This window comes from Rhodococcus sp. FG69 (genome assembly GCF_057808915.1).
Genome location: NZ_JBMDIX010000025.1, coordinates 1 through 24,763, shown reverse-complemented (window position 1 = coordinate 24,763; position 24,763 = coordinate 1). Strand labels below are relative to the sequence as shown.

Sequence of the window (24,763 nt, the reverse complement as noted above, 5' to 3'; positions counted from 1 at the left end):
CCCGATTACGGGCCGCCTGTCAGCGCGGACTCATCTCTCGTCGGTGTGCTGATCCACAGCATGCTCACCGTGAAACTCAGCTCGACGAGAGTCAGCAGCAGCGACAACTGCATCGACGACGACATCGACGCGGTGGCGACATTCAGGTTCGGAGTGGTCGCGTGAGTTCCGTGCTGGGCGCCGTGCCCGGAGCCCATCGCGGACAGATGCACAGCGACCATCAGCGTCGACATCGTCGCTGCCGTGGCCCATGCTCTGGCAGTCGGTCCGCGTACGAGGTGCACACCGCACCACACGCAGCCGGTGGCCAGGACTACGACAGCCACCCGCTCCGCACCGGTGAGCGAACCGATCGATGGGATATGCAGTGCCGCAGCAGCAATCGACAGCGCAAGTGCGCTTGCTCCGCGCACCGTCACGCCGACAGGAGAGCACACCGCCTGTTTCTCTGCTCCGGTCCCGACAGCGATAGCGACGGTGCGCGTCATTCGCGGTGGCGACCCATCTCGGCGTACAGCTGCGGTGAGCGGGAACGCAAACGTATCGACGCCACAACACCGAGAACTGCGACGACCAACAGTAGGCTCGGGAGAATCCAGACCAACGCCCCTCCCGACGCGATGAGTAGTCCGAAATTCGCAACCGCGTAGGCCAGGATCGCGCTCAGTGCAACGCCTGCAGCGAGGGGAGCGACGACGGTCCGTAGAACATTGCTGTCCAGCTCACGGTTGCGGGCGAAGAAAGCAACGATCGCAAACGAGGACAGCGCCATCAGTGCGATCACGCCGAGAGTGCCGAGGTTGGTCAGCCAGGTGAAGAGAGCGAGAACGGGGTCCTGGGCGGTGACAGCGAAGAGCCCGACGACTACGAGCGCGAGTACCGACTGAGCAACCGAACCGACATGCGGACTGCGATGACGCGCATGCGTGTGCCCGACGCCCCGCGGCAGTATTCCTTCCCGACCCAGCGCGTATGCGTAGCGCGCAACGGCATTGTGGAACGCGAGCACCGCGGCGAACACACTGGTGACGAAGAGCAATCGCATGATGGTGGTGAACCACTCCCCTATGTAGAAGTTCGAAAGCTCGAAGATGAAGGTAGTCGGATCCGCCAATTGCGCGACGAACGCCGGAATATTCTGTACGCCTGCGCCATTGATCATCAGGAATGTCACGACCGTGTAGACCAGACCGATGGTCACCACGGACAGAAACGTCGCCCGCGGAACCGTGCGTTTGGGGTCCTTCGCTTCCTCGCTGTAGATCGAGGTCGCCTCGAAACCGACAAAGGAGGCGAAGCAGAACAGAAGCGCGATCGGCAGCGAGCCGCTCATCAGTGCACTCGGTGTCAGCGGGGTGATACTCATCGACGCCGTGCCGAAGTCACCGCCCTCGAAGGCGATCACCACGGCCAAGATGATGACGACGAGAAATTCGGCGGCCACGAGAACCGAGAGCACCTTGACCGACAGGTCGATCTGGCGATAGCCGAGGACGGCAACGACTGCGACCCCGATGACGACGTAGACCCACCAGTCGATGGAAACGTCGAATTCGTCCAGGACGAATCCGCTGAGCGCAGCGCCGAACAATCCCCACAGTCCGACCTGCATCGCGTTGTAGCTCAGCAGTGCCAGATATGCCGCGGCACCGCCGAATTGCTGACGTAGACCGCGGGTGACGTAGGAGTAGAACGCCCCAGTACTCGTGTGGTGGCGAGCCATGGCGGTATACCCGACAGCGAACACGAGCAAGGTGACGACTGCGACGGCGTAGGCGCCTGGCACACCCGGTCCGTTGCCCAGCAGCATCGCCACCGGCGCACCGCCTGCCATGGCAGTCAGAGGTGCGGCTGCAGATATGACGAAAAACGTCACACCGAGGACGCCGATGGATCCTCGACGCAACTGATGATCGTGAGCGTGGTGACTCTTTGCAGGATGCTCTGTGGTCATGGGAACTCCATATGGGAGGTGAGGTGGGTGGTGTGGAGATAGAGACGTCAGTGGCAATGTCGTGCGTTGCCCGGCACGTCGAGCGTGGGGTTTCGATCGAAGAACCCGACCGGTTTGAGGGTGAAGCCGCTGTAGTCGACGGGCATGATCGGCCAGTCCTCGGGACGCGGGTAGTGCGTGAGGCCGAACGTGTGCCACAGAACGATGTCCTTGTTGTCCACGCTCCGGTTGCCCGCCACGAACTCCGGCAGTCCCGATCCCCCAGGATGCTGGTTGACGAAATCCCCTGATGCATACAACTCGTTCGGCGAGTACTGCGTAACCCATAGATGTTTGGTCGCGAACGCCGCCCGCCCCGCCACCGAGGATTCCGAATCGGCCAACAGTGTCGGGTTTCCTTCTGGATGCAGCGCGTACGCAACCGGACGGCCAAGCCGGTTCGAGACGTTCGGGTTCACGACATGCCATACCCGCCCAGCCCGGTTGTCAGCCATACGTTGCGCCTCGGACTCGTTGTGCAACAGAGTCTTTCCGAGCGTGAAAGCATTTCCGTGCGGATTGTCCTCGCCCATCGGCACACGTACGCATTCGATCTCTTCGACGCTGTTGCCGAGGCCGTCGACCATCATGTCGAGCCGAGCGCTGAACAGGTGCTGATGATAGGGCGCACCCAGGCCCGGGGCTATCTCCGACGCGTACGGGTAGTCCTTGCCCGGGTAGGCGGAGGTGAACACGATACCCGTTGCCTTGACTTCGAATTCGATGGTTCCATCGAGGTAGAGGTACCAGAAGAACCCGTAATCGTAATTCCCGATCGTGGTGAAGAAGGAAATTACCAAACGACGTTGGCGACGTGTTTCACTCGAACCTGCCCACTGGTCGGAGTGCTTCCAGAGAATACCGAAGTCCTCTTCATGCATGCAGATCGCGTTCCGCAATGTACGAGGTACACCCAACTCGTCTGCGATGACAGCGTCGAAGTACGTGATGTCACCGACGCAGTCGCATCCGAGTTCGAGTGCGTTCGCGTACCTACCGACCAGGTATTCACCGGTGTCGAAGTAGTTCTGCCACGACCGCACTGGCGAGGGGTCGCCGTAGGGTACGACCATCTCGGCGATGGACGCGCGGTGCACGATCGGCCGTACACGGTCACCGTCGACGAAGCCGATCTGATGGAGTACGAGCCCTTCGCGAGCATCGAAACCGACTCGGAAGGACCACTTCTCCCAGTCGACACGATTGCCCGTCACGGTAAAGCTCGGGCCTTCGGGTTGGGTGATCTCGATAGGTCTCTGCGTGGTGCGGGCCGGCCCTGCAACGGCAGGGTCGTCGAAGTTACCTGACTCTGCTGGGATCGGAACTGCGCCGAAGTCGTGCACTTCGGTGACCTCGCGAGATGCGACGTCGACGAACGCAACGAGACCGTCGATGGGATGTGCCCACGGGTGATCGCCGGGGTGCTGCTGCAGAAACGCGAGTCCACGAAGAATGCGTCGTCCCTCTTCGCCGGGGTAGTCGAACACCCCGGCGGACAGCGGAGCGACCCGGACCTGCGCGACGTCGACGCCCCTGGTAGCCAGGGCGGTCAACCATCTCTCGTCGACGCTCAGCAGTTCCTCGACGAGGCCGAACTCTTCGTCCAATACCGGCAGCTGACCAGCTGTTCGCGTGTCGAGGACGTGATGCGAAACCACGACTCGGTGTGTCACCGAGACGACCACATCGATCGACTCCGGCTTGGTGGGGTCGAGCAGCATTGCACGAAACCGTCGGTCACGGTCCATCGGTCCGTCGCCGTACAGAAGCGCTTTGTCAGGCTCGAGCAGACCTACATAGACGAACCGAGATGTGGAAGCCACCACACCGGCCGCTACCAGGATTTCGCGCACAGCCGATATTTCACTCTCGGTTGCCATGGACAGTTCGTGGTCGACTGCGTCGGGACTGATCGCCATCGGTGTCTCCGTTCAAAGTGTTGTGCCGCAACGGTACCCGTATTTCCTACGTTTGTAGAAAATAATGGGTGCAATTTGTTACGTACCGATTCGCATCGGGTTAACTATTCTGCAACCTTGGGGCAAGTGAGTCCCAGGAAACAGCCCACGCTTGAATGGACATCACTGGGAGGTGGCGAACAGGATGCCCAAGAAGGTCGATCATGACGAGCGTCGGCGCGAAATCGTCGGTGCCGTCTGGCGATTGCTGGCCACTAGAGGGCTGTCGGCGCTGAGCATGCGCGCCATCGCCGACGAAGCCGGTTACGCCAACGGAGTGCTCGGCTACTACTTCGCAAACAAGGACGAGGTCCTACAGGTCGCGTACGAGCACATCTACAACGCAACCAACGGGCGCGTCGAGGACAAGAGCGGCGACGCCCGCGGAGTGGATGCACTTCGCATCCTGTGTCGCGAGATCCTCCCACTGAACGAGGAGAGCTTGCTGGAGGCACGGATTGCCACGAGTTTGTGGCAGCGCGCGATGTACGACCCTGTGATCGGCCGGATCAACATCGACGCCTGGAACGACTGGCGGGCGCGGATAACCGGCTTTCTCCAGCAGGCCCTCGACGACGGGCACATCCGAGATACGGACGTCGCTGTGGCCGCCGACAGGGTGTTGTCGATGCTGATGGGAGTACAGGTCATGGCTGTGCTGAATCCAGACGCGATGACTGCGTCACACCAGGTTCGCATGCTCGACGACTGCATCAGCGAGCTCCAACAAAAGTGAGCTTCGACAGACTGTGGATTCATCCGAACGGTGATGGCGTGAGCGTGTACTTGGTCTGCAGGTATTCGTGGATCCCCTCGGCTCCACCTTCGCGGCCCAGACCGGACATCTTCCACCCCCCGAATGGCGCGGCCGCATTCGACACGACACCGGAGTTGAGGCCCATCATTCCTGTGTGCAGACGCTCGATCATGCGCTGTCCACGCGTGAAGTCCTCGGTATACACGTAGGAGACCAGCCCGTACTCGGTGTCGTTGGCAAGCGCGACGGCCTCATCCTCGGTGTCGAAGGTCGAGATGGCGAGAACGGGTCCGAAAATCTCTTCACGCAGGATGTCGCTGCCAGGTGTCACATCGGTCAGGACTGTCGGCGCATAGAAGGTGCCGGCGCGCTCGATCGCGGCGCCGCCGGTGGTGACGGTCGCTCCGCGTCGCACGGCATCGCTGACCAGCTCGTCGGCCTTGGCGACAGCTTTGGCGTCGATGAGAGGTCCGATCGTGACGCCATCCTCCGTACCGCGCCCGACCTCGAAACCGTCGACTCTTTCGGTGACCCGACGGGTGAATTCCTGCGCAATCGATGTATGCACGATGAACCTGTTGGCCGCCGTGCACGCCTGGCCGATGTTGCGAAACTTCGCTGCGATGGCGCCGTCGACTGCTTTGCCCAGGTCAGCATCTCCGAATACGACGAACGGTGCGTTTCCGCCCAGTTCCATCGACGTGCGCAGCACCCCGGTCGCAGCCTGACGCATCAGGCTCTGACCGACCGGAGTGGAGCCAGTGAACGACAACTTGCGCAATCGCGGGTCGGCAATGATCGGTTCGGACAAAGCAGATGACGACGACGTCGTGACAACATTGACCACGCCTTCGGGAAGACCGGCCTGCTGCAGAATCTCAACCAGCAGCAAGGTCGTCAGCGGCGTCAACGCTGCCGGCTTCACGACGACTGTGCAGCCGGCGGCAAGGGCGGGCGCAATCTTGCGAGTGGCCATGGCCAACGGGAAGTTCCACGGCGTGATGAGGAAACAAGGCCCAACCGGATGCTGGGTGACGAACATTCGGCCGGTGTTTTCCGGGTTCGGGCCGTACCGCCCCTGTATTCGACTGGCCTCCTCGCTGAACCAACGCAGAAATTCTCCTCCGTACGCGACCTCTCCCCTGGCTTCGGCCAACGGCTTCCCCATTTCGATCGTCATCAGCAATGCTAGATCTTCGCGACGTTCCTGCAGGATGTCGAAGGCCTGACGCAGGATCTCGGCGCGTTGGCGCGCAGGAGTGGCGGCCCACGAGTCGGCAGCCGAGACGGCCGCATCGAGTGCCGCCATACCGTCGGCTGGGGTGGCGTCGGCGATCTCGCGGATGACCTCCCCCGTCGCAGGATCATGGACGGGCAGAGTCGCGTTCGACGAGGACGGACGCCACGATCCACCGATGAAGAGGCTGTCTGGGACCGACTTCAGCAGTTCGGCCTCGAGGTCGTTCATACCAATTCCTTTGTATTGGAGGTGTTCTGCGGCAACATGTTCGCGGCGAAAAAGCTTGCCAACTCTTCGGTCGCACCGAGTGGGAGCACCTGGGCGACGTACTGGTCCGGCCTGACGACGACGATCGCCCCGTCGCGGTCGATTCCGCGTTCGTCGAAGATGTCGACAACTGGATCCGTGGCATAGACCTTCTCGTAGTCGACCAGTCCGAACGGGCCGCCGCGAGGAAGGAAGATCGAGGGAACCGCGCCGAGGTCGACCGAGGTGTGGGCTTGCTGATACACGACCTTGATGTCGAATCTGCTGTCGCCGTCGGTCCCGATGGGTGTGTAGCGAACAACCGGCGATTCGGGCGACTCCTTCAACCAGTCGGCCAACTCGTCCAGTGCCGGACTGGAGGAACGATTGCCTGCCGCGGAATCGGCGAACACGTATATGCGCCAGCGTCCGTCGGCGCGATGATGATGACCGAGATGCACCGGATTGGCGTCGCACACACGCACCACAGGCGCAGACTTGAAACGCTTGCCGAGCGTGAACCCCCTTGCCAGGTCCTGATGGACGGCGCCGCCGACGATCATCGACTGCTCGTACTCGGTCATGAAACCAGCCGGGAACTCTGCAGTCTTGACGTAGAACTCCTCGAGCTCCGACGGGTTGTCGAAGTCCTCGGGTCGCTTCGCCATCATCGTCGACCATTCTTTGTCGAAGTCGATCAAGTTCTGCGCGATAGCCTGCCGCTCGGCGGTGTACGTCGCTAGGAGACTCTCCGGGCTGCGACCTTCGAGCACGTGACCGAGCTTCCACCCGAGGTTGAACCCGTCCTGCATGGACACGTTCATGCCCTGACCGGCCTTCGCGCTGTGGGTATGGCACGCATCGCCTGTGATGAACACGTGCGGCATACGGGTGCCAACCTCGTCTACCGGTACGTCGTCGAATCGGTCGGTAACCCGATGCCCTACCTCGTACACGCTGTGCCAGGCGACATCCCGCACGTCCAGGGTGTACGGATGCATGATCTCGTTCGCGTGAGCGATGATGTCCTCGATGCTCGTCTTACGGACGTTTCCGTTGTCGTTCTCGGCAACCTCACCGAGATCGACGTACATCCGGAACAGGTGACCGCCTTCGCGCGGGATGTGCAGGATACTGCCGCCTGAGCCGGACTGTATCGCGCACTTGGTTCGGATGTCGGGAAAGTCCGTGACAGCGAGTACGTCCATGACGCCCCACGCGTGAAATGCTTTGTCCCCGATAGGCGTGCATCCGATGATGTCGCGAACGGCGCTACGCGCGCCGTCGGATCCCACGACGTACTTGGCACGCACAGTACGCAACTGGCCTGCGGAGTCGGCGCCGGTGCGCTTCAGCGTGACGGTGACCGGATACTCGCCTTCGCCTACCTCCAGCGCGCAGAACTCGTACCCGAAATCTGGCTTCATACGAGTGGGCGCGTTCGCCATGACCTCGGCGAAGTAATCGAGGACCCGCGCTTGGTTGACGATGAGGTGTGGGAACTCGCTTATACCGGTCGCGTCGTCGGGGGTTCGCGCTGCGCGCACGATCTTCGTGGAATCGTTCGGATCCGGCTTCCAGAAAGCCATTTCGGTGATTCGATACGCCTCGTCGGTGATGCGGTCCGCGAACCCGAAAGCCTGAAACGTCTCGACGCTGCGCGCCTGGATTCCGTCGGCCTGCCCGATGGCAAGTCGGCCTGTCCGCTTCTCGATAATTCGTGTTGTCACCGAGGGGAATTGGGAGAGTTGTGCGGCCGTCATCATTCCTGCTGGGCCGGTGCCCACGATGAGGACATCGACCTCGTCGGGCAGTTCCTCGGGTCGGTCGATACCGGTTCCGGCTGCATTCGCGATGCGTGGGTCACCCGAGACGTAGCCGTGGTGGTGAAATTGCATTGTCAGACCTGTGCCAATCCTCTAATCGGGCTTACTGATTGTTCGCTTTCGTGATCCGGCCCCAGGGGAATACCGCTGCGATCGCGCAGCAGCGCGGTGGCCACGAGACTGCAGAGAACCATCACCACGAGGTAGATGGTGACCGCGGTCGTCGTTCCAGTGGCGCGGACGAGTGCCGCGGCGATCGTCGGGGCGAACGCGCCGCCGACGATGGCGCCGATCGCATAGGAAATCGACACTCCCGAGAATCGCACCGACGCAGGAAACAGCTCCGCGTACAGCGCAGCCTGGGGACCGTAGGTGAATCCCAGACCGATGGTGGTGAGTACCAGCCCGAGCAGCAAGACCCAGACATTACCGGTGCTGACCAATGTGAACAGCGGAATCAGAGCTGCGATCAGCAGAACCCAGCCGACGAGATATGTCGACCGACGGCCGATGCGGTCACTCACCCACGCACCGATCCAGGTGAAAACCAACCAACTCACAGCTGATCCCGCCACTGCCCACAGAACAGGACCGCGATCGAGTCCTACCGGGCCGTCGGGATTGGTGGCGTAGTTCTGGATGTAGCCACCCGTGGTCATGTATCCCACAGCGCTGTTGCCTGCGAATACCAGCGCCGCGACGATGACGAGCTTCCAATGACTGCGGAAGAGTTCGACGATCGGTGTCTTCGTCTGTTCCTTGCGCTCGGCGATCTCGAGAAACACCGGACTTTCCTCGACCCGTCGGCGGATGTAGTGGCCGATCAGGATGAGCACGACCGACAGCAGGAATGGGACGCGCCAACCCCACTGCTCGAAGGCATCACCGGGAGCGATAATCGTCATCAGAGCCATGACGCCGGACGCCAGCAGCAACCCCAACGGCACGCCTACCTGCGGTGAGGCCCCGTACACGCCTCGCTTGTTGTCGGGGGCGTGCTCGACCGCCATCAGCACAGCACCACCCCATTCTCCGCCTGCCGAGATGCCCTGCAGGATACGGAGAAAGATCAGCAGGATCGGTGCAGCGATTCCTATTGCACCGTAGGTCGGCAGCAAGCCCACCAGGGTTGTCGCGACGCCCATCATCACCAGCGTCACCATCAGTACGACGCGGCGGCCGTATCTGTCCCCGTAGTGGCCGGCCAAGAAGGCACCGAGCGGCCGGAAAAGAAAGCTGATTCCGACGGTCAGGAACGACAGGATCGTGGCAACACCCGCGCCCGCAGGCCCGAAGAACAGGTTGCCGAACACGAGTCCCGCCGCGGCGGCATAGATGAAGAAGTCGTACCACTCGACGGTCGTTCCCACCACTGCAGCGAAAACGACGCGTCGGCGTTCGCGATCAGTGATGTGGCGGCCGTGTTCCGACGGGTGCCGGGGCGGTGCACTCATGGCTACTCCTTGATTGATGCTCTACGCGGTGTCAGAGGGCACGGCGTGGGATCATTGCGATCTGCGTCACTCATCGTATACGATCTGAGATATGATGCAAGGGTTGCTACCAAGGAGGAACATGCACAGCGAAACCCACGCTGCAGTCGGCACGGCAGCGAACCCTTCACCGACAAGGCCCGGCAAAATCGTTGCGGTGCACCTGAGTTACGCCTCTCGTGCAGATCAGCGCGGTCGCCGACCGGCCCATCCCTCCTACTTTTTCAAGCCGTCCAGTTCCGTGGCAGCCACCGGCGGAACGGTCGAACGGCCCGCAGGCACCGAGCTACTGGCATTCGAGGGCGAGATCGCTCTGATAGTGGGTAAGCCCGCGAACCACGTATCGATCGACGACGCCTGGAGCTACATCGCGGGGGTCACCGGGGCCAACGACTTCGGGGTGTACGACTTGCGGGCGAACGACAAAGGGTCGAATGTCCGATCGAAGGGACGCGACGGCTACACGCCTCTCGGACCACACGTCATCGACGCCGATTCGGTAGACCCGTCGGGGTTGCGACTGCGAACCTGGGTCAATGGTGAGCTCGTCCAGGACGACACCACCGCCGACCTCATCTTCTCGCTCCCCCAGCTGATTGCCGACCTGTCCCAGCACTTCACGCTCGAACCGGGCGATGTCATTCTGACCGGCACTCCAGCGGGTTCGTCGGTCGTCTCCCCCGGTGACGTCGTCGAGGTCGAGGTCGACGCCCCCGGAGGACAGGCGTCGGGACGGCTCGTCACCACGGTCGTTCAGGGCACGACACAGTTCGACGCCAGTATCGGGTCCACACCCTCGGTCGACGACGGACAACGAGCCGACGCGTGGGGTTCTCCGGAGGCTGCAGGACTTGCTCCGACACCGCGGCAGGGGTTGGCCTCGGATCTGCGCGAGAAGCTCACTCGTGTACCGGTTGCGGGCCTGTCCGCCCAGCTACGCAAGCGGGGGTTGAACAACGTGTCGATAGACGGAGTTCAGGCTCTGACACCGGGCACCAAGATCGTCGGTATCGCCCGCACATTGCGGTTCGTGCCCAATCGCGAAGACCTCTTCGTATCGCACGGCGGCGGCTACAACGCGCAGAAACGAGCTTTCGACGCGGTGGCCGACGGCGAAGTAATCGTGATCGAAGCTCGCGGCGAACTCGGTTCCGGCACACTCGGTGACATTCTTGCGCTTCGCGCGAAGGCACGTGGAGCGGTCGGCGTCGTCACCGACGGCGGAGTGCGCGATCGTGACGCCGTCGCGGACATCGGTCTGCCGGTGTTCGCAGCTACAGCCCATCCCGCGGTACTCGGCCGACGCCATGTCCCGTGGGACCACGACCTGACCATCGGTTGCGGCGGTGCAACGGTCCAGCCCGGCGACATCATTGTCGGCGACGGGGACGGCGTGATCGTCATTCCTCCTGCTCTGGCGGAAGGTGTCGCCGACGACGCACTCGCACAAGAAGAACAAGACGCCTGGGTTGCCGACCAGGTCGCCGCAGGACACGCTCTCGACGGCCTGTTTCCACCCAACGACGAGTGGAAGCAGAAGTACGAGTCCTGGCGGCAGAACCACGGAGCGCAACGATGAACCAGAGCAAATCGCAGATTGCATACCACTACGTCAAGGAGCGCATCGCGCGCCAGGAGTACACCCCTGGTTATCGCTTGGTTCTCGGTTCCATCGCCAAAGATCTGGACATGAGCGTCGTGCCTGTGCGCGAAGCTATCAGGCAACTCGAGGCCGAGGGGATGGTCACCTTCGAACGCAATGTGGGCGCCCATGTCTCGATGGTCGACGACACCGAATACCGCTATAGCATGCAGAGTTTGAGCATTCTGGAAGGTGCGGCCACCGCACTGGCCGCACGTCGACTCTCCGAGGACGACCTTCGTCGTGCGCGCACGGTCAACGAGCGCATGATCGAATCCCTGAAGGATTTCGACCCCCGCCAGTTCACCTCACTGAACCAGGAGTTCCACAAGATCCTGTTCGCCAAGTGCGTCAATCCCCGCATGGTGACGCTGGTGGAAGCCGAATGGGGTCGGCTCGGCCATCTGCGAGCGTCGACCTTCACCTTCGTACCGGGCCGTGCCCATGAATCGGTCCACGAGCACGAGAACATCGTGCGCCTCATCGAAATCGGAGCACCGCTAGGCGAGATCGAGAAGGCCGCGCGGCGGCACCGATCAGCAACCTTGGACGCCTACTTGATCCACGAGCACCCTGACGAAACTCTCGGCCTACCGGCCTACTGAATTCACCCTAGGAGTACGCATGACCGACACAGTTGCCGACGAGGGACAACACACCGTCCCCGCGGACCTGCCCAGCAAAATCCAGCACTACATCGGCGGACAGTTCGTCGACTCGATCGACGGGGACACCTTCGAGGTGTTGGATCCCGTGTCGAACGAGACCTACCTCACGGCCGCGTCCGGCAAGAAGGCCGACATCGACCGTGCCGTCGACGCCGCGACCAAGGCCTTCGAAGAGGGCCCCTGGCCTCGGATGCTGCCCCGCGAACGTTCGCGGATCCTGCATCGCATCGCCGACATCGTCGAGTCTCGCGACGCACGTCTTGCCGAACTGGAGTCGTTCGACTCCGGTCTGCCGATCACCCAGGCTCTCGGGCAAGCGCGTCGAGCCGCGGAGAACTTTCGCTTCTTCGCCGACCTGATCGTGGCTCAATCCGACGATACCTACAAGGTGCCGGGCAGACAGATCAACTACGTCAACCGCACCCCCATCGGTGTTGCCGGCCTGATCACTCCATGGAATACACCGTTCATGCTCGAGTCGTGGAAACTCGGGCCCGCGTTGGCAACCGGCAACACCGTCGTACTCAAGCCGGCAGAGTTCACCCCACTGTCCGCATCTTTGTGGGCCGGCATCTTCGAAGAAGCCGGACTGCCCGAGGGCGTGTTCAACCTCGTCAACGGCCTCGGCGAGGAAGCCGGCGACGCGCTGGTCAAGCACCCTGGCGTCCCGTTGATTTCCTTCACCGGTGAATCCAGCACCGGACAGCTGATTTTCGCCAACGCAGCTCCGTTCCTGAAGGGACTGTCGATGGAGCTCGGCGGCAAGAGCCCGGCAGTCGTGTTCGCCGACGCCGATCTCGACGCTGCCGTCGACGCCACCATCTTCGGCGTCTTCTCGCTGAACGGTGAACGCTGCACAGCCGGTAGCCGGATCCTCGTCGAGCGGCCCATCTACGACGAGTTCGTCGATCGCTATGCAGCGCAGGCGAAACGCATCAACGTCGGCTACCCACACGACCCCGCAACCGAAGTCGGCGCCCTCGTGCACCCCGAGCACTACGACAAGGTCATGAGCTACATAGAGATCGGCAAGAACGAGGCACGACTGGTCGCGGGCGGCGGACGGGCCGAGGGCTTCGAGGTGGGCAACTTCGTTGCTCCGACGGTGTTCGCGGACGTCAAGCCCGATGCCCGGATCTTCCAGGAAGAAATCTTCGGCCCCGTCGTCGCGATCACACCGTTCGACAGCGACTCGGAGGCCCTGGAGCTCGCGAACGGTGTCCGCTACGGTCTCGCCGCGTACATCTGGACCAACGATCTCAAACGGGCACACAACTTCTCACAGTCCGTCGAAGCCGGCATGGTCTGGCTGAACTCCAACAACGTCCGCGACCTACGCACTCCCTTCGGTGGCGTCAAGGCATCCGGGCTGGGCCACGAAGGTGGATACCGTTCCATCGACTTCTACACCCAGCAGCAAGCCGTTCACATCACCCTGGGCAAGGTCCACAACCCGACCTTCGGCAAAGCCGACTCCGCACAGCACTGACTCCCTCCCCGACCAAGGACTCTTCTGACATGACCATCACTCCCAACTCTCCGGAGCCTGTTGTGACACAGAGCAATCCGATCCGTTCGACGAACCCTGTGCCTACGCCGAGTGCCACTCCCCCGGACGTACTCCGATGCGCGTACATGGAACTCGTCGTGACCGATCTCGAACGCTCGCGCAAGTTCTACGTGGACGTCCTCGACCTCGTCGTCACCGAGGAAGACGAGAACACCGTCTACCTTCGGTCCTTCGAAGAGTTCATCCACCACAACTTGGTGCTGCGCAAGGGCCCTGTCGCCGGAGTTGCCGCATTCTCCTATCGAGTCCGCAGCCCGGCAGAGCTCGACAACGCGGTTGCCTTCTATACCGAACTCGGTTGCCGCGTCGAACGTCGCGCAGAGGGTTTCACCAAGGGAATCGGCGACTCGGTCCGTGTCGAAGATCCGCTCGGCTTCCCGTACGAGTTCTTCTACGACGTCGAACACGTCGAGCGTCTCGCATGGCACTACCACCTCTACACCCCGGGCGCTCTCGTTCGCCTCGATCACTTCAACCAGGTCACCCCCGACGTCCCGCGCGCAGTGGGGTACATGGAGGACCTCGGGTTCCGCGTCACGGAGGACATCCAGGACGAAGCCGGGACAACGTATGCCGCGTGGATGCGTCGAAAGTCGACAGTCCACGACACCGCCATGACGGGCGGTGATGGTCCGCGCATGCATCACGTGGCGTTCGCAACCCACGAGAAGCACAACATCATCGCGATCTGCGACAAACTCGGCTCACTGCGCATGTCCGACCACATCGAACGTGGACCGGGTCGCCACGGTGTGTCGAACGCGTTCTACCTGTACCTCCGCGACCCCGACGGGCATCGCATCGAGATCTACACCCAGGACTACTACACGGGTGACCCCGACAACCCGGTCGTCACCTGGGACGTGCACGACAACCAGCGCCGCGACTGGTGGGGCACGCCTGTGGTCCCGAGTTGGTACACCGATGCCTCGATCGTCCTCGACCTCGACGGCTCTCCGCAGCCAGTCGTCGCGCGCACCGACGACTCCGAGATGGCCGTAACCATCGGCGCAGACGGATTCTCCTACACCCGCAAACAGGACAGCGAAGCCATGCCCGAGTGGAAACAGGGCGAGTACAAGCTCGGCAATCAGCTCTGATCCGAGAGAACACCCACAGGGACAAGGACTTTCGATGCTCCCAGTAGAGACCATCATCGCGATCGCCGACGAGCTCGCAGAAGCCGAACGATCACGTTCGACGATTCCACGCCTGACTGCGCGATACCCCGACATGACCGTCGAAGATTCGTATGCAGTCCAGAACGAGTGGCGACGTCGAGGCGTGGAGGCAGGACGCAGGCTCGTCGGGCGCAAGATCGGCTTGACCAGCAAGGTGATGCAGGTGGCAACCGGCATCACCGAACCCGACTACGGCGCAATATTCGACGACATGGTGTTCGAGAACGGGTCGGTTATCGAGCACGATCGCTTCTCCAACGTACGAATCGAGGTCGAACTCGCGTTCGTTCTGGGAGAGGCGATCAGCGGCCCGCGAGCGACGATGTTCGACGTCATGAAAGCGACCGACTACGTCGTTCCCGCTCTGGAGATTCTCACCTCCCGCATCGAGATGGACGGTCGAACGATCGTCGACACCATCAGCGACAACGCTGCGATGGGCGGCATGGTGTACGGCGGCAACCCGACCGATCCAGCTGCGGTCGACCTACGGTGGATCTCGGCGCTGCTCTACCGCAACGAGACGATCGAGGAATCCGGGGTAGCCGCCGCGGTGCTCAATCACCCAGCAACCGGTGTGGCGTGGCTGGCGAACAAGCTGGCCCAGCACGGTGATCGCCTCGAGGCCGGTGAAATCGTCCTGGCCGGTTCGTTCACGCGACCTATGTGGGTGCACAAGGGGGACACAGTCCTTGCCGACTACGGACCGATGGGAACTATCTCATGTCGCTTCACCTGAAACCGCCCTTCCGCGAGGTAATCCGCGGATCGAGTCGCCCGCTCTACGGCGGCTGGATCACGACCGGTTCGCCCGTCGCCGCGGAAATCATGGCCGGATCCGGGCTCGACTGGGTTCTGATCGACATGGAACACGCGCCCAACGGCCTGGAATCGACTCTGGCACAGCTCTATGCGGTGTCTGGCTACGATGTCACTCCCGTCGTACGAGTGCCGGTCGCCGATCCCGTGATCATCAAACAAGTGCTCGATCTCGGTGCCCAGAACATCCTGGTGCCGATGATCTCGACTGCTGCACAGGCTCGTGATGTCGCCGAGGCTGCCCAGTATCCACCGATGGGCCGTCGTGGCGTTGGCAGCGCACTCGCCCGTTCCGCTCGGTGGAACCGAGTCGAGAACTACCTGGAGAACGCGACCGATCACGTTTCGGTAGTCGTTCAGATCGAAAGCACCGACGCAGTTGGCAACGCACGTGCGATCGCAGAGACACCCGGAATCGATGGCGTCTTCGTCGGACCGAGCGATCTCGCCGCGTCCATGGGCCTTCTCGGCCGACAAACCCATCCCGATGTCGTGGCCGCTGTGAAGGAGACTTTCGCACAGGTCGCTGCGACAGGAATACCGTTCGGTGTCAACGCATTCGTGCCCGACCAGGCGGACGAGTACGTGCGCGACGGAGCCGAATTCGTTCTGGTTGGAGCGGACGCTGCGCTACTCGCACGAGGTTCCGAAGATCTTGCACACCGCTACATCACCCGGCCGGGCCAGACGCCCCGCACGAGCTACTGAGTACGAAGTCCGTATCCCACGAGCACGAGGATCAACCATGACTATCACGTACGACAGCCTTCTCTCCGAGATCACCGCACCCGACGGCCGTGACATTCTCGACCCCGCGACCGGGGAGCTCATCGGAAAGGCACCCTTCCGCCCCGTCGACGTGCTCGACGACGCTATCGCCCGCGCCAAGGCAGTACAGCCGGCCTGGGCATCGCGCACCGACGACGAGCGCAAGGCCCTGCTTCTACAGGCGGCTGACGCAATCGACGCCGCTGCCGAACCACTCGCCGAGCTGCTGTCTCGCGAACAGGGCAAACCCCTCGAGGGACCCAACGCTCGCTTCGAGGTCGGTGCCTGTGCCAATTGGCTCCGCGCAACGGCCGCAACCGAACTCCCAGGTCGCACCTTGATCGACGACGCCGAAACTCATGCCGCGATCCACTACCGTCCCTTGGGCGTGGTCGGAGCGATCGGACCGTGGAACTGGCCGATGATGATCTCGATCTGGCAGATCGCGCCCGCCCTGCGTATGGGAAACACCGTAGTTGTCAAGCCCTCCGAGTACACGCCCCTCAGCGTCCTGGCTTTGGCGAAGGTACTCGATACCGTACTTCCGACCGACGTCGTCAACGTCGTTGCCGGCGAGGGTGATCTCGGTGCGCGACTGTCGAGCCATCCGGACATCGCAAAGTTGATGTTCACCGGATCCACCCGCACCGGGCAGGCGATCATCAAGAGCTCAGCCGATACCGTCAAGCGGCTGACCCTCGAACTGGGCGGCAACGACGCCGGCATCGTGCTCGCCGACGTCGATCCGAAAGCTATAGCTCAGGACCTGTTCTGGGGAGCCTTCATCAATACCGGACAAACATGTGCGGCACTGAAGCGGTTGTACGTGCACACGGATGTGTACGACGACGTCTGCCGAGAACTCGTCGAGGTTGCGAATGCGACCCCGATGGGCCGCGGCCTCGACGAGTCCAACGTTCTCGGTCCACTACAGAACAAGGCTCAGTTCGACATCGTCGCCGATCTGGTGGACAAGGCGAGAAGTTCGGGCGCAACGATCCTTACCGGCGGTGCACCCGACGCCGATGCCCCCGGGTACTTCTACCCCACGACACTGGTAGCGAATATCGACAACTCCAATCCGTTGGTGTCCGAGGAGCAGTTCGGGCCGGCGCTCCCCATTGTTCGTTTCGAGTCGGTGGACGCGGCAGTCGAGATGGCCAACGGCCTCGATGTCGGTCTGGGCGCATCGGTATGGAGTGCCGACCTCGGCGCCGCCCGTGCGGTAGCGGCGCGCATCCAAGCCGGAACCGTGTGGATCAATTCACACGGCGGTGTTCACCCGATGATCCCGTTCGGTGGAGTCAAGAAGTCCGGGTACGGACTCGAATTCGGAGTCGAGGGTCTTGCCGCCGTATCGGCACCTCAAGTAATCAACGGCTGATCCGCCGGAGTCGAAACATCCACTGTTGCAGGTCGATCGAGAGGTAAGTCCATGCCCATCACCACACGCACATCCGTCATTCGTCGGGCCCCGGGGAAGTACGAAACCGTCGAGGTAGAACTCGACGACCCGCGTCAGAACGAGGTCACTGTCAAGCTCGTCGCAGCCGGCCTGTGCCACTCCGACGACCACAATGCAACGGGTGACGTTCCCGTCGATGTCTATCCCTATGCCGGCGGGCACGAGGGTTCGGGCATCATCGAGGCGGTCGGGCCCGACACCCCGGGCTTCGAGGTCGGCGATCACATCGTGTTTTCGTTCCTCCCGGCGTGCGGTCGGTGCGAGTTCTGCGCTCGTGGTCTGTCGAACCTGTGTGATCTCGGAGCGTCACTGCTGACCGGGGCGCGCGCCGAAGATCCGACGAGTTTCCGAATGCATCTGAACGGCGAACCCGTCGGGCAACAGTGCGGCATATCGACTTTCAGCGAGTACACGACTGCATCCGTCGCCTCGGTGGTGAAAGTGGACAAGTCACTCCCCCTCAAACAAGCCGCTCTGCTCAGTTGCGGTGTCCCGACCGGGTGGGGATCGGCAGTCAACTCAGCGGCCGTTCGACCTGGTGACACGATCATCGTCATGGGAATCGGCGGGATCGGCGCCAACGCGTTGCAGGGCGCGGCGCATGCAGGCGCCACCAATGTCATTGCCGTCGACCCGGTGCCGTTCAAGTTGAAGAAAGCGCGCGAGTTCGGTGCCACCGACACGTTCGAGACCATCGAAGAAGCAACCGAGTACGCACGCTCGCTCACCAACGGCCAAGGAGCGGACGCCACGATCGTCACCATCGGCATCATCAACGGCGATCACGTCGCACAGGCACTCGATTCGATTCGCAAAGCCGGCACCGTTGTACTCACCGGGCTCGGCGATATCACTCGAGCCGGCGCCCCGATCCTGCTCGGAGACCTCACCTTGATGCAGAAGCGTCTGCAGGGATCGCTGTTCGGCGAAGCGAACCCCCGACGCGATATCCCGAACCTGGCACGCATGTACCAGCGAGGGCAGCTCGAGCTCGACGAACTGATCACCAAGGAGTACACCCTCGATCAGGTGGCCGAGGCGTACGAGGACATGCACGCGGGCAAGAACATCCGCGGCGTCATCGTGTTCGACTGATCGTGAGGCTGGGCCCGGCGCCCTAGAAGACTCGGAGACGAAGGTGATCCACCTCGTTGACCGACAGCAGCTCGCGATACCCATCAGGATCGACCCGAACCCGTGTCACGGACGTGTAGAACGGGTCGACGAAGAAGGCCTTCGCCGTCCCGATCACGTCCGACAGGTACGCGTTGATGACCCCTCCATGGCAGACGACTGCGGTCGTGTTGTTCGGCCCTTCGTCTATCAGGTCACCGATTGCCGCGAGGACACGCACGGAGAATGCGTCCAAGTCGAACGTATTGGACCCGATTCGTCCAGAGTTCATCTCGTCCCAGAGCGACTGCCGCACGGGGTAGTCGGTCATATCGATTCCGTAGTTTTCCCAACCGTCGTCGAGTTCCACCAGACGTCGGTCGGTTTCCAGTTCACACGAGAGTGCGCGCTCGACGAACTCCGCTGTCTGCACTGCTCGGCGCATGGTGCTGCTGACAAGACGATCGATACGGCCGTGGCGATCACCGCTCAGCGCCGAGGCCAGCAGCGCAGCTTGTGACCTTCCTTCCGGGGTCAGGTCTGGGTCCGCACCCGCCGGATCATGGACGTGAAAGGGCTGAGCATGTCTGATCAGAAGGAGTTGCATTCGAGGTCAGCCGACGCCCAATGCCTGCGTGACATTGCGGAGAGCCGCCACCGACTTCCAGTCGATCACTGCTGCGCAATTCCGCTCGAGCAACGCAAGGATCAACCGGTTCACCACGTCGTTGTCCGGCAGCACGTCGATCGCAGCGAGAGTGATGAAGAGACCGCTGAGCAGCTGGATCTGGTAGTCGCAGGTGGCTTTGGCAAGGTCGTATCCCGGGGCACGCTCAGCGAAGACCTCGGTGTATCGCTGCAGCAGTCGACTCTCGTGCGCACGCCTGTCCTCGATCCCCACACTGCCCGACATGAAGTAACCGACGTCGTACATCGGGTTCCGCAGACCCGTGACCTGCCAGTCGATGAAGATGGCAGCAGGTTGCCCTCCCGAGGTGTCGAACAGAATGTTGTCCACCCGAGGATCGCCGTGCGTGAACGTCAGGCTCCGTTGCGGAAGCGTGTGCCAGTCGCGGACCAGTGCCGTCGCCTCGGAGATCGCGCCGAGATACTCAGGCGGAAGGTCGTGCGCGAACCGCTGCAGAGCAGCCTGCGCGCCCGCTTCCGCCGCCGTCGACCAGTATTCGCATACATCGCCGAGGCGGATCATCCATGCCGGCGCTGTGTCCTCCGTCATCGGGAAGAACCCGGAATGCAATCTCGCCATCTCGACGACGACCGATTCGGCTTCGACGGGGCCGCAGCCCGCGATCTGATTGCCTGCCGACGTGGTCGTACTCAGATCCTCCATGACGAGATTGATGGTTGTCTCGTCACCGGCAACCCAGTACTTCAATGGGATTCGGCACGCATGACGATTCGAGATGTCGATGTAGGCGCCGATTTCACGGTGGTATGCCCCGCTACGAAGACCGTGCGCATGGATAGCGGGGTCACTCGGCCTGAGCTTGACGACGAGAGATGATGGCGCATCCCCGGCCGGTGTTGCATATTCGATGACGACTCGGACCGTGTCGCTGACGTTACCTGAACCGATCGGTGCGATTGAGATCGACGCGACCTCGGCACCGGGAATTCCCGAGTAGCGCAACACTGACTGTATCCAGGACTCGTCGATCTGTTCGACGACGTCGAGAAGTTGGGGCTGACAGTCGCTCATGACCATGATCCTTCGAAGTAGCCGGAATTCCAGACGTCGGTGATCACACCGGCATCGGCCTTGAATATTTCGATCCCACAGAGCTTCTCGCCCGTTGCTCGACGGATCGCGTTCCACGTCAACGACGCAAACGTCTCGTCACCCACCAGCGTCACCACCGAAAACTCCGGTTCGTGCGCGGTCAGATCGGCTTCGATACGCGCCAACTGCTGCTTTCTGCTGAGCGCAGTAACCGAGCCTGCCGCGTGCCGCAGCATCGGGTCACCGCAGATCTCGTACACCAGATCGATCTGCCGGTCGTTGTACAGCTCGAAAAGGTACCGCTCGACCAGATTCACCGGGGTGACGGTCATGCCGACACCGCCGCATTCTGGAAGGCCGTCACCGTCGACTGGAGCTCCGATGGCGTAGCACCGTGCAGGATCACGCCGTCGACACCCAGATCGAATTGGTGTCGTACCAGATCCGCACACCGCTCCGCCGAACCGGTTGCCGCACAATCCAACCACTCGGTAGGAATCACCTTGGCCAGTTCAGCGAACGTCTCTGTGTCACCGACCGCGTCCGCCCATCCCGGTAGATTCCGGACGACGTCGGACTGACGGAACACTTCGAGCCTGGCTGGATCCCAACGATTCGTCGAGACCAAGAGGTCGCCGTAGACCTGCAAGTAGGTGGCGATGCGGCCGACGGTTTTCTTCAGAACTGTCTGCTCGTCGATCTCATCGCACACCGTGGCATAGCAGGACCAGACCTGCACGCTGTTCGGATCTCGGCCCGCTTGTTCGGCCGCGTCGCGAACAGTCTGCACCGACCGTACAACGGTCTCGTCGGAGAAAAACGTGTGCAGAACGACCATGTCGTAGGCCCGGCCTGCCATCGCGAGGGTCTTGTCTCCGAACGCGGTCGTCGCGAGTGGGATGTGTTCGTCGAACGTCGGATCCAAGGACAACGTCGGAAATTTCCCGAGTGGGCCGTCGTAACCCTGGATCTTCTCGCCTTGCCACAGGCGCCGCATGATGCGCGCGAACTCCTCGAGCTGAACCGTGGTGGTCTGCGCGAGCCCCATCGCGCCGATCTGCGGCCGGAGGCCACGCCCCACGCCGAGCGTGAAGCGGCCACCGGTCAGTCGGTGCATCGTCGACCCGAACGCCGCAGTGATTGCTGGGTGACGGGTGTTGATGTTCGTTGCCGCAGTGGTGATGCCGATCGTGGACGTGACTGCGCCCGCTGCACCGGACAGCGCGCAGGCTTCCTTGACGTTGAGCCGTTCGGAGATGAAAGCCTGCCCGAGCCCCATCGCCTCGGCCTCCGCCAACTCGTCGAGCATTGTTCGTGGGCTCTCGACGTGGCCGCCCAGTGTGTAGAAGCCCAGTCGATCGACGCGTGCCTCGGTCATCGGTTGACTCCCTGCCTGATTCGAGGGTGCATGGCCAAATTCTCTTCTAGAGAACCGTGACCGTTCCAGTAGTCCCGTCCACTTCGATCTGTGCACCGTCGGGAATGCGGACGGTTGCATCCGTCGCCGAGACGATGCACGGGATTCCGAGCTCGCGACTGACGATTGCGGCGTGGGAGAACGGGGCACCGACATCGACGACGACGGCCGCGGCCGTGACGAACAACGGCGTCCAGGACGGGTCGGTGATGGGCGCGACGAGGATGTCGCCCGCGTCGAGTGCAGATGGATCGTCGGGCGACAGCAGAACCCGGGCCCGGCCACGGGCAATGCCGGTGCATCCCGAAACGCCGGCAATCGACTCGCCCTGAACGAGGAGTGTGTTGTGCCGATCTGCCCGCAGCGCCCACTCTTCGATAGGTGGTGCGGTGCCGTCGACGACGAACGGAGGCTGGCGGTCGAACAGATCCAAGTACGTCTTCTCACGCTCAGCAAGTGTGGAAGTCAGTGCCTTCGGGTCGGCGAGGTAGCTCTCGATCTCGTCGGCAAAGAGCATGAAAATGTGTTTGACCTCCTCCAACGAACCGGTGGCGACTCCGCGCTTGCCGAGTTCGAGTGCTGCCAAACGAATTTCGTGGATGAGCATCGCGGCGGTGGTGCGTCCGCGTTCGCGTCCACGCATCCAGAGTGCCGCTGCGTTCAGGACTGCTTCGAACTGAGCCGAGGCTGCCTCGTCGGACGCAAGCGCTTCGCGTACGACGGTCGATGCCGCCTCTCGCTGCGAGGCCCGTTCGGCGGTCTTCGCCGCCGGAGCCTCCGACTCGTCGACGTGACGCATCCGGTCGATGGTGCCCAACGCCAAAGCCGGGTTGACGCCCCACGTCGTGGCGCGAATCTCCCATTCGGCCGGCCCGCGAAAGTCCCAGTCGGTGAGGAACGAGTCGAGTTCCTGGACGAAGGCGACCACATCGGGATCTTTCGAGGCGGCCAATCGTTCGTACAAGTCGGCGATGCCCGCGTCGAACATGTCGGCAATCCGATGGTTGCGCGCCAGACGGCCCAGATCCCACATTCGGATCGATGGCGCGGCCGAGTCGATGTTGCCGATTCCAGCGACCAACGTCAGTGCCAATTCCGGGCGGCCGACAGCTTCGGTCAACTGAGCCATCGCCCCCAGGCCGACGCCCGACTTGAGGCTGGCCTCGATGTGATGCTTGAACAACCGACGCAGAACGGTCTCGAACGACGTCATGCGCGTGAACAACTCGGCATCGGACAGCGTGGTCAAGTCCGGCCGGTTGCTACGGATCTGCTCGATCTCGATGCGGTCCGCGTCGTACGCCGCAAGGTCGGTGGCGCCGAGTACCTGCTCTCCGAGCCACTGCCCGGCCTTGGCCTCGTATTCGGGGTTCTCGTCGAAGTCGCGGCGTTCGCTCTCGTAGCTGGGAATCCCCGGCATGTCGCCGAAGTACTGCAGGTCCACGGCATCCGCCGACATTCCGGGAACACGAACACCGAACAACCGCATGAGCGACATGTTGATGTAGAGGTAGCTGCCGAACGCAGGCAGAATGTTCATGGCAACGGTCTCGTCGTACAGATCCGCATCCCAGACTCCGCAGGCGACGAAGGCGTCGCGCCACCCGGGCTCGAGGCAGTGTTGGAATCCGACGGAAGAATTCAGCGGGCTGATGGGGTCCGGAAAGATCTCTCCCACATTCGCCCGTGAGTACAGCGGAAACACCTTGGATGTTGCGTCGTTGATCGGCCACTCGGCCATGTCGTACCTCTTTCGTGAAGATGGTTCCGAGGAGGCTGTCACCTCTCGGTCGCGCACTCGGCGCGGGCCATCGTCGCGCCGATTGGTTAGCGAACGAATATTCACAGTATTATGTGACTGCGATCACGGTGTCAAGGGCCAATTCCGCGCCAATTAGCCGAACCGGGTAACCGAAAGGGAGGATTGCGCGAAGTAGCTGGACAAAAGTGCGAACACTCAGTCACTATCGAAGGGACGATCAATGCGCACCTCCCATCGGTGTGCGTGAAAGGGGTTCTGCAATGCGCATTCTGGTGACCAACGACGACGGCATCGACGCGCCGGGCTTGTTCGCTGTGTCAGCAGCGCTCCACAAAGCGGGCCACGAGGTTGTCATCGGCGCCCCGAGAATCGAGAGCAGCGGAAGCGGAACCTCCCTGGGCACACTCGAGCACGGCGCTGTCGTGGCAGTGGAGTCTCGCCGACTTCCGGGTCTACCGACCGTAGAAGCGTTCGCGTTCGACTGTCCGCCCGCGTTCGCTGTCCTCGCGTTCTGCGCGGGCCAGTTCGGTCCGCCGCCCGAACTCGTCGTCAGCGGGATCAATCCAGGACACAACACCGGCCGCTCGGTGTTGTTCTCCAGCACTGTCGGAGCAGTTCTCACAGCGCAGATCGCCGGTATAGGCGGCGTGGCCGTCAGTTGTGGTTTCCCGCCGTCTCACCGATTCGACACCGCAGCCGAGGTGGCGGTCCGCGTCGTCCAGTGGATCGAGGACAACGATGCCCGCACGCTGACGCTCAACGTCAACGTGCCGGATCTCGACTTCGGTCAGCTCGACGGGATGCGAGTCGCCACCCTCGGCGTTCGTAGCCTTCTGGGGCTGAGAATCACCCGCGTGGACGGTGGCGTCGAACTGCGGCGGTACGACAACACGACGGGCCTCGCCGACGGAACGGATGCCTCTACGGTGTTGACCGGTTCGGTGGCTGTGACTGCATTGACGACAGTCGGCGCGGACGAGAGTGCACTTGCTTCGGCCCTGCGCACGGTTGTCGATGTGCTGGACACAGCGGCCGTATAACCGGAGCGCCTCCGGCGCAGTTGGGGGGGGGGGGGGGGGGGGGGGGGGGGGGGGGGGGGGCGGG

At 62.4% G+C, this 24,763-nt stretch carries 21 protein-coding genes; 10 read left to right on the top strand and 11 right to left on the bottom strand.

Annotated features, from left to right (window positions below; all coding sequences use genetic code 11):
• Positions 1-5: 5 nt before the first annotated feature.
• The 3 genes from ACODSO_RS18985 to ACODSO_RS18975 are packed head-to-tail and all read right to left on the bottom strand — an operon-like array spanning position 6 to position 3,912.
• Entirely contained in the window at positions 6-488 is a 483-nt protein-coding gene (locus ACODSO_RS18985; protein ID WP_489038334.1) for a hypothetical protein, read from the bottom strand.
• Complete coding sequence (locus ACODSO_RS18980) at positions 485-1,954, bottom strand: APC family permease (RefSeq protein WP_489038333.1); 1,470 nt, start codon at positions 1,952-1,954, stop codon at positions 485-487. The genes ACODSO_RS18985 and ACODSO_RS18980 overlap by 4 nt, the downstream gene beginning before the upstream one ends.
• A gap of 47 nt (positions 1,955-2,001) precedes the next feature.
• Entirely contained in the window at positions 2,002-3,912 is a 1,911-nt protein-coding gene (locus tag ACODSO_RS18975) for a primary-amine oxidase (RefSeq protein ID WP_489038332.1), read from the bottom strand.
• 184 nt (positions 3,913-4,096) lie between these two features.
• On the opposite strand from ACODSO_RS18975, the gene ACODSO_RS18970 reads away from it, so the two are divergent.
• The gene (locus tag ACODSO_RS18970) at positions 4,097-4,687 is read left to right on the top strand and encodes a TetR/AcrR family transcriptional regulator (RefSeq protein WP_489038331.1); all 591 of its coding nucleotides are present in this window, start codon (positions 4,097-4,099) and stop codon (positions 4,685-4,687) included.
• 19 nt (positions 4,688-4,706) lie between these two features.
• Here the strand turns inward: ACODSO_RS18970 and ACODSO_RS18965 are convergent, their stop codons facing one another.
• Genes ACODSO_RS18965 through ACODSO_RS18955 form a run of 3 tightly spaced genes read right to left on the bottom strand, consistent with a single transcriptional unit; the run spans position 4,707 to position 9,474 of the window.
• Positions 4,707-6,176, bottom strand: coding sequence for an NAD-dependent succinate-semialdehyde dehydrogenase (locus ACODSO_RS18965; RefSeq protein WP_489038330.1), 1,470 nt, complete (start codon positions 6,174-6,176; stop codon positions 4,707-4,709).
• Entirely contained in the window at positions 6,173-8,092 is a 1,920-nt protein-coding gene (locus ACODSO_RS18960) for an FAD-binding monooxygenase (protein WP_489038328.1), read from the bottom strand. The genes ACODSO_RS18965 and ACODSO_RS18960 overlap by 4 nt, the downstream gene beginning before the upstream one ends.
• 2 nt (positions 8,093-8,094) lie before the next feature.
• Positions 8,095-9,474 carry an MFS transporter gene (locus ACODSO_RS18955; RefSeq protein ID WP_489038327.1) on the bottom strand — a complete coding sequence of 460 codons (1,380 nt, stop codon included), beginning with the start codon at positions 9,472-9,474 and terminating at the stop codon, positions 8,095-8,097.
• 121 nt (positions 9,475-9,595) lie between these two features.
• Between ACODSO_RS18955 and ACODSO_RS18950 the strand changes: the two genes are divergently transcribed.
• From ACODSO_RS18950 to ACODSO_RS18915, 8 genes are read left to right on the top strand one after another with little or no spacing between them, the layout of a single operon-like run.
• Positions 9,596-11,092, top strand: coding sequence for a fumarylacetoacetate hydrolase family protein (locus ACODSO_RS18950; protein WP_489038325.1), 1,497 nt, complete (start codon positions 9,596-9,598; stop codon positions 11,090-11,092).
• A complete protein-coding gene (locus tag ACODSO_RS18945; protein ID WP_489038324.1) occupies positions 11,089-11,760 on the top strand; it encodes a GntR family transcriptional regulator in 672 nt (223 codons plus the stop codon). Before ACODSO_RS18950 ends, ACODSO_RS18945 begins: the two co-directional genes overlap by 4 nt.
• A 19-nt stretch (positions 11,761-11,779) precedes the next feature.
• A complete protein-coding gene (gene hpaE, locus ACODSO_RS18940) occupies positions 11,780-13,312 on the top strand; it encodes a 5-carboxymethyl-2-hydroxymuconate semialdehyde dehydrogenase (RefSeq protein ID WP_489038322.1) in 1,533 nt (510 codons plus the stop codon).
• A gap of 29 nt (positions 13,313-13,341) precedes the next feature.
• Positions 13,342-14,493, top strand: coding sequence for a 3,4-dihydroxyphenylacetate 2,3-dioxygenase (gene hpaD / locus ACODSO_RS18935; protein WP_489038320.1), 1,152 nt, complete (start codon positions 13,342-13,344; stop codon positions 14,491-14,493).
• 34 nt (positions 14,494-14,527) lie between these two features.
• Positions 14,528-15,313 (top strand): 2-oxo-hept-4-ene-1,7-dioate hydratase, encoded by a 786-nt coding sequence (gene hpaH / locus ACODSO_RS18930; RefSeq protein WP_489038318.1) that lies wholly within the window; start codon positions 14,528-14,530, stop codon positions 15,311-15,313.
• Positions 15,298-16,101 carry an HpcH/HpaI aldolase family protein gene (locus ACODSO_RS18925; protein WP_489038316.1) on the top strand — a complete coding sequence of 268 codons (804 nt, stop codon included), beginning with the start codon at positions 15,298-15,300 and terminating at the stop codon, positions 16,099-16,101. Before hpaH ends, ACODSO_RS18925 begins: the two co-directional genes overlap by 16 nt.
• 37 nt (positions 16,102-16,138) lie before the next feature.
• Entirely contained in the window at positions 16,139-17,545 is a 1,407-nt protein-coding gene (locus ACODSO_RS18920; RefSeq protein WP_489038314.1) for an aldehyde dehydrogenase family protein, read from the top strand.
• Positions 17,546-17,602: 57 nt separating this feature from the next.
• On the top strand, positions 17,603-18,721 hold the full coding sequence (locus ACODSO_RS18915; RefSeq protein ID WP_489038393.1) for an NDMA-dependent alcohol dehydrogenase: 1,119 nt from the start codon (positions 17,603-17,605) through the stop codon (positions 18,719-18,721).
• Positions 18,722-18,743: 22 nt separating this feature from the next.
• On the opposite strand, the gene ACODSO_RS18910 is transcribed toward ACODSO_RS18915, so the two are convergent.
• From ACODSO_RS18910 to ACODSO_RS18890, 5 genes are read right to left on the bottom strand one after another with little or no spacing between them, the layout of a single operon-like run.
• Positions 18,744-19,346: a histidine phosphatase family protein gene (locus ACODSO_RS18910; RefSeq protein ID WP_489038312.1), complete on the bottom strand. Its 603-nt coding sequence runs from the start codon at positions 19,344-19,346 to the stop codon at positions 18,744-18,746.
• A 6-nt stretch (positions 19,347-19,352) separates the two neighbouring features.
• Positions 19,353-20,459, bottom strand: coding sequence for an aminoglycoside phosphotransferase family protein (locus tag ACODSO_RS18905; RefSeq protein ID WP_489038310.1), 1,107 nt, complete (start codon positions 20,457-20,459; stop codon positions 19,353-19,355).
• A complete protein-coding gene (locus tag ACODSO_RS18900; protein WP_489038308.1) occupies positions 20,456-20,812 on the bottom strand; it encodes a hypothetical protein in 357 nt (118 codons plus the stop codon). Before ACODSO_RS18900 ends, ACODSO_RS18905 begins: the two co-directional genes overlap by 4 nt.
• Positions 20,809-21,858 carry a TIGR03857 family LLM class F420-dependent oxidoreductase gene (locus ACODSO_RS18895; RefSeq protein WP_489038307.1) on the bottom strand — a complete coding sequence of 350 codons (1,050 nt, stop codon included), beginning with the start codon at positions 21,856-21,858 and terminating at the stop codon, positions 20,809-20,811. Before ACODSO_RS18895 ends, ACODSO_RS18900 begins: the two co-directional genes overlap by 4 nt.
• A 46-nt stretch (positions 21,859-21,904) precedes the next feature.
• Positions 21,905-23,638: a PEP-utilizing enzyme gene (locus ACODSO_RS18890; RefSeq protein ID WP_489038306.1), complete on the bottom strand. Its 1,734-nt coding sequence runs from the start codon at positions 23,636-23,638 to the stop codon at positions 21,905-21,907.
• A 281-nt stretch (positions 23,639-23,919) separates the two neighbouring features.
• Between ACODSO_RS18890 and surE the strand changes: the two genes are divergently transcribed.
• Positions 23,920-24,699 carry a 5'/3'-nucleotidase SurE gene (gene surE / locus ACODSO_RS18885; protein WP_489038305.1) on the top strand — a complete coding sequence of 260 codons (780 nt, stop codon included), beginning with the start codon at positions 23,920-23,922 and terminating at the stop codon, positions 24,697-24,699.
• The last annotated feature ends 64 nt before the right edge of the window (positions 24,700-24,763 follow it).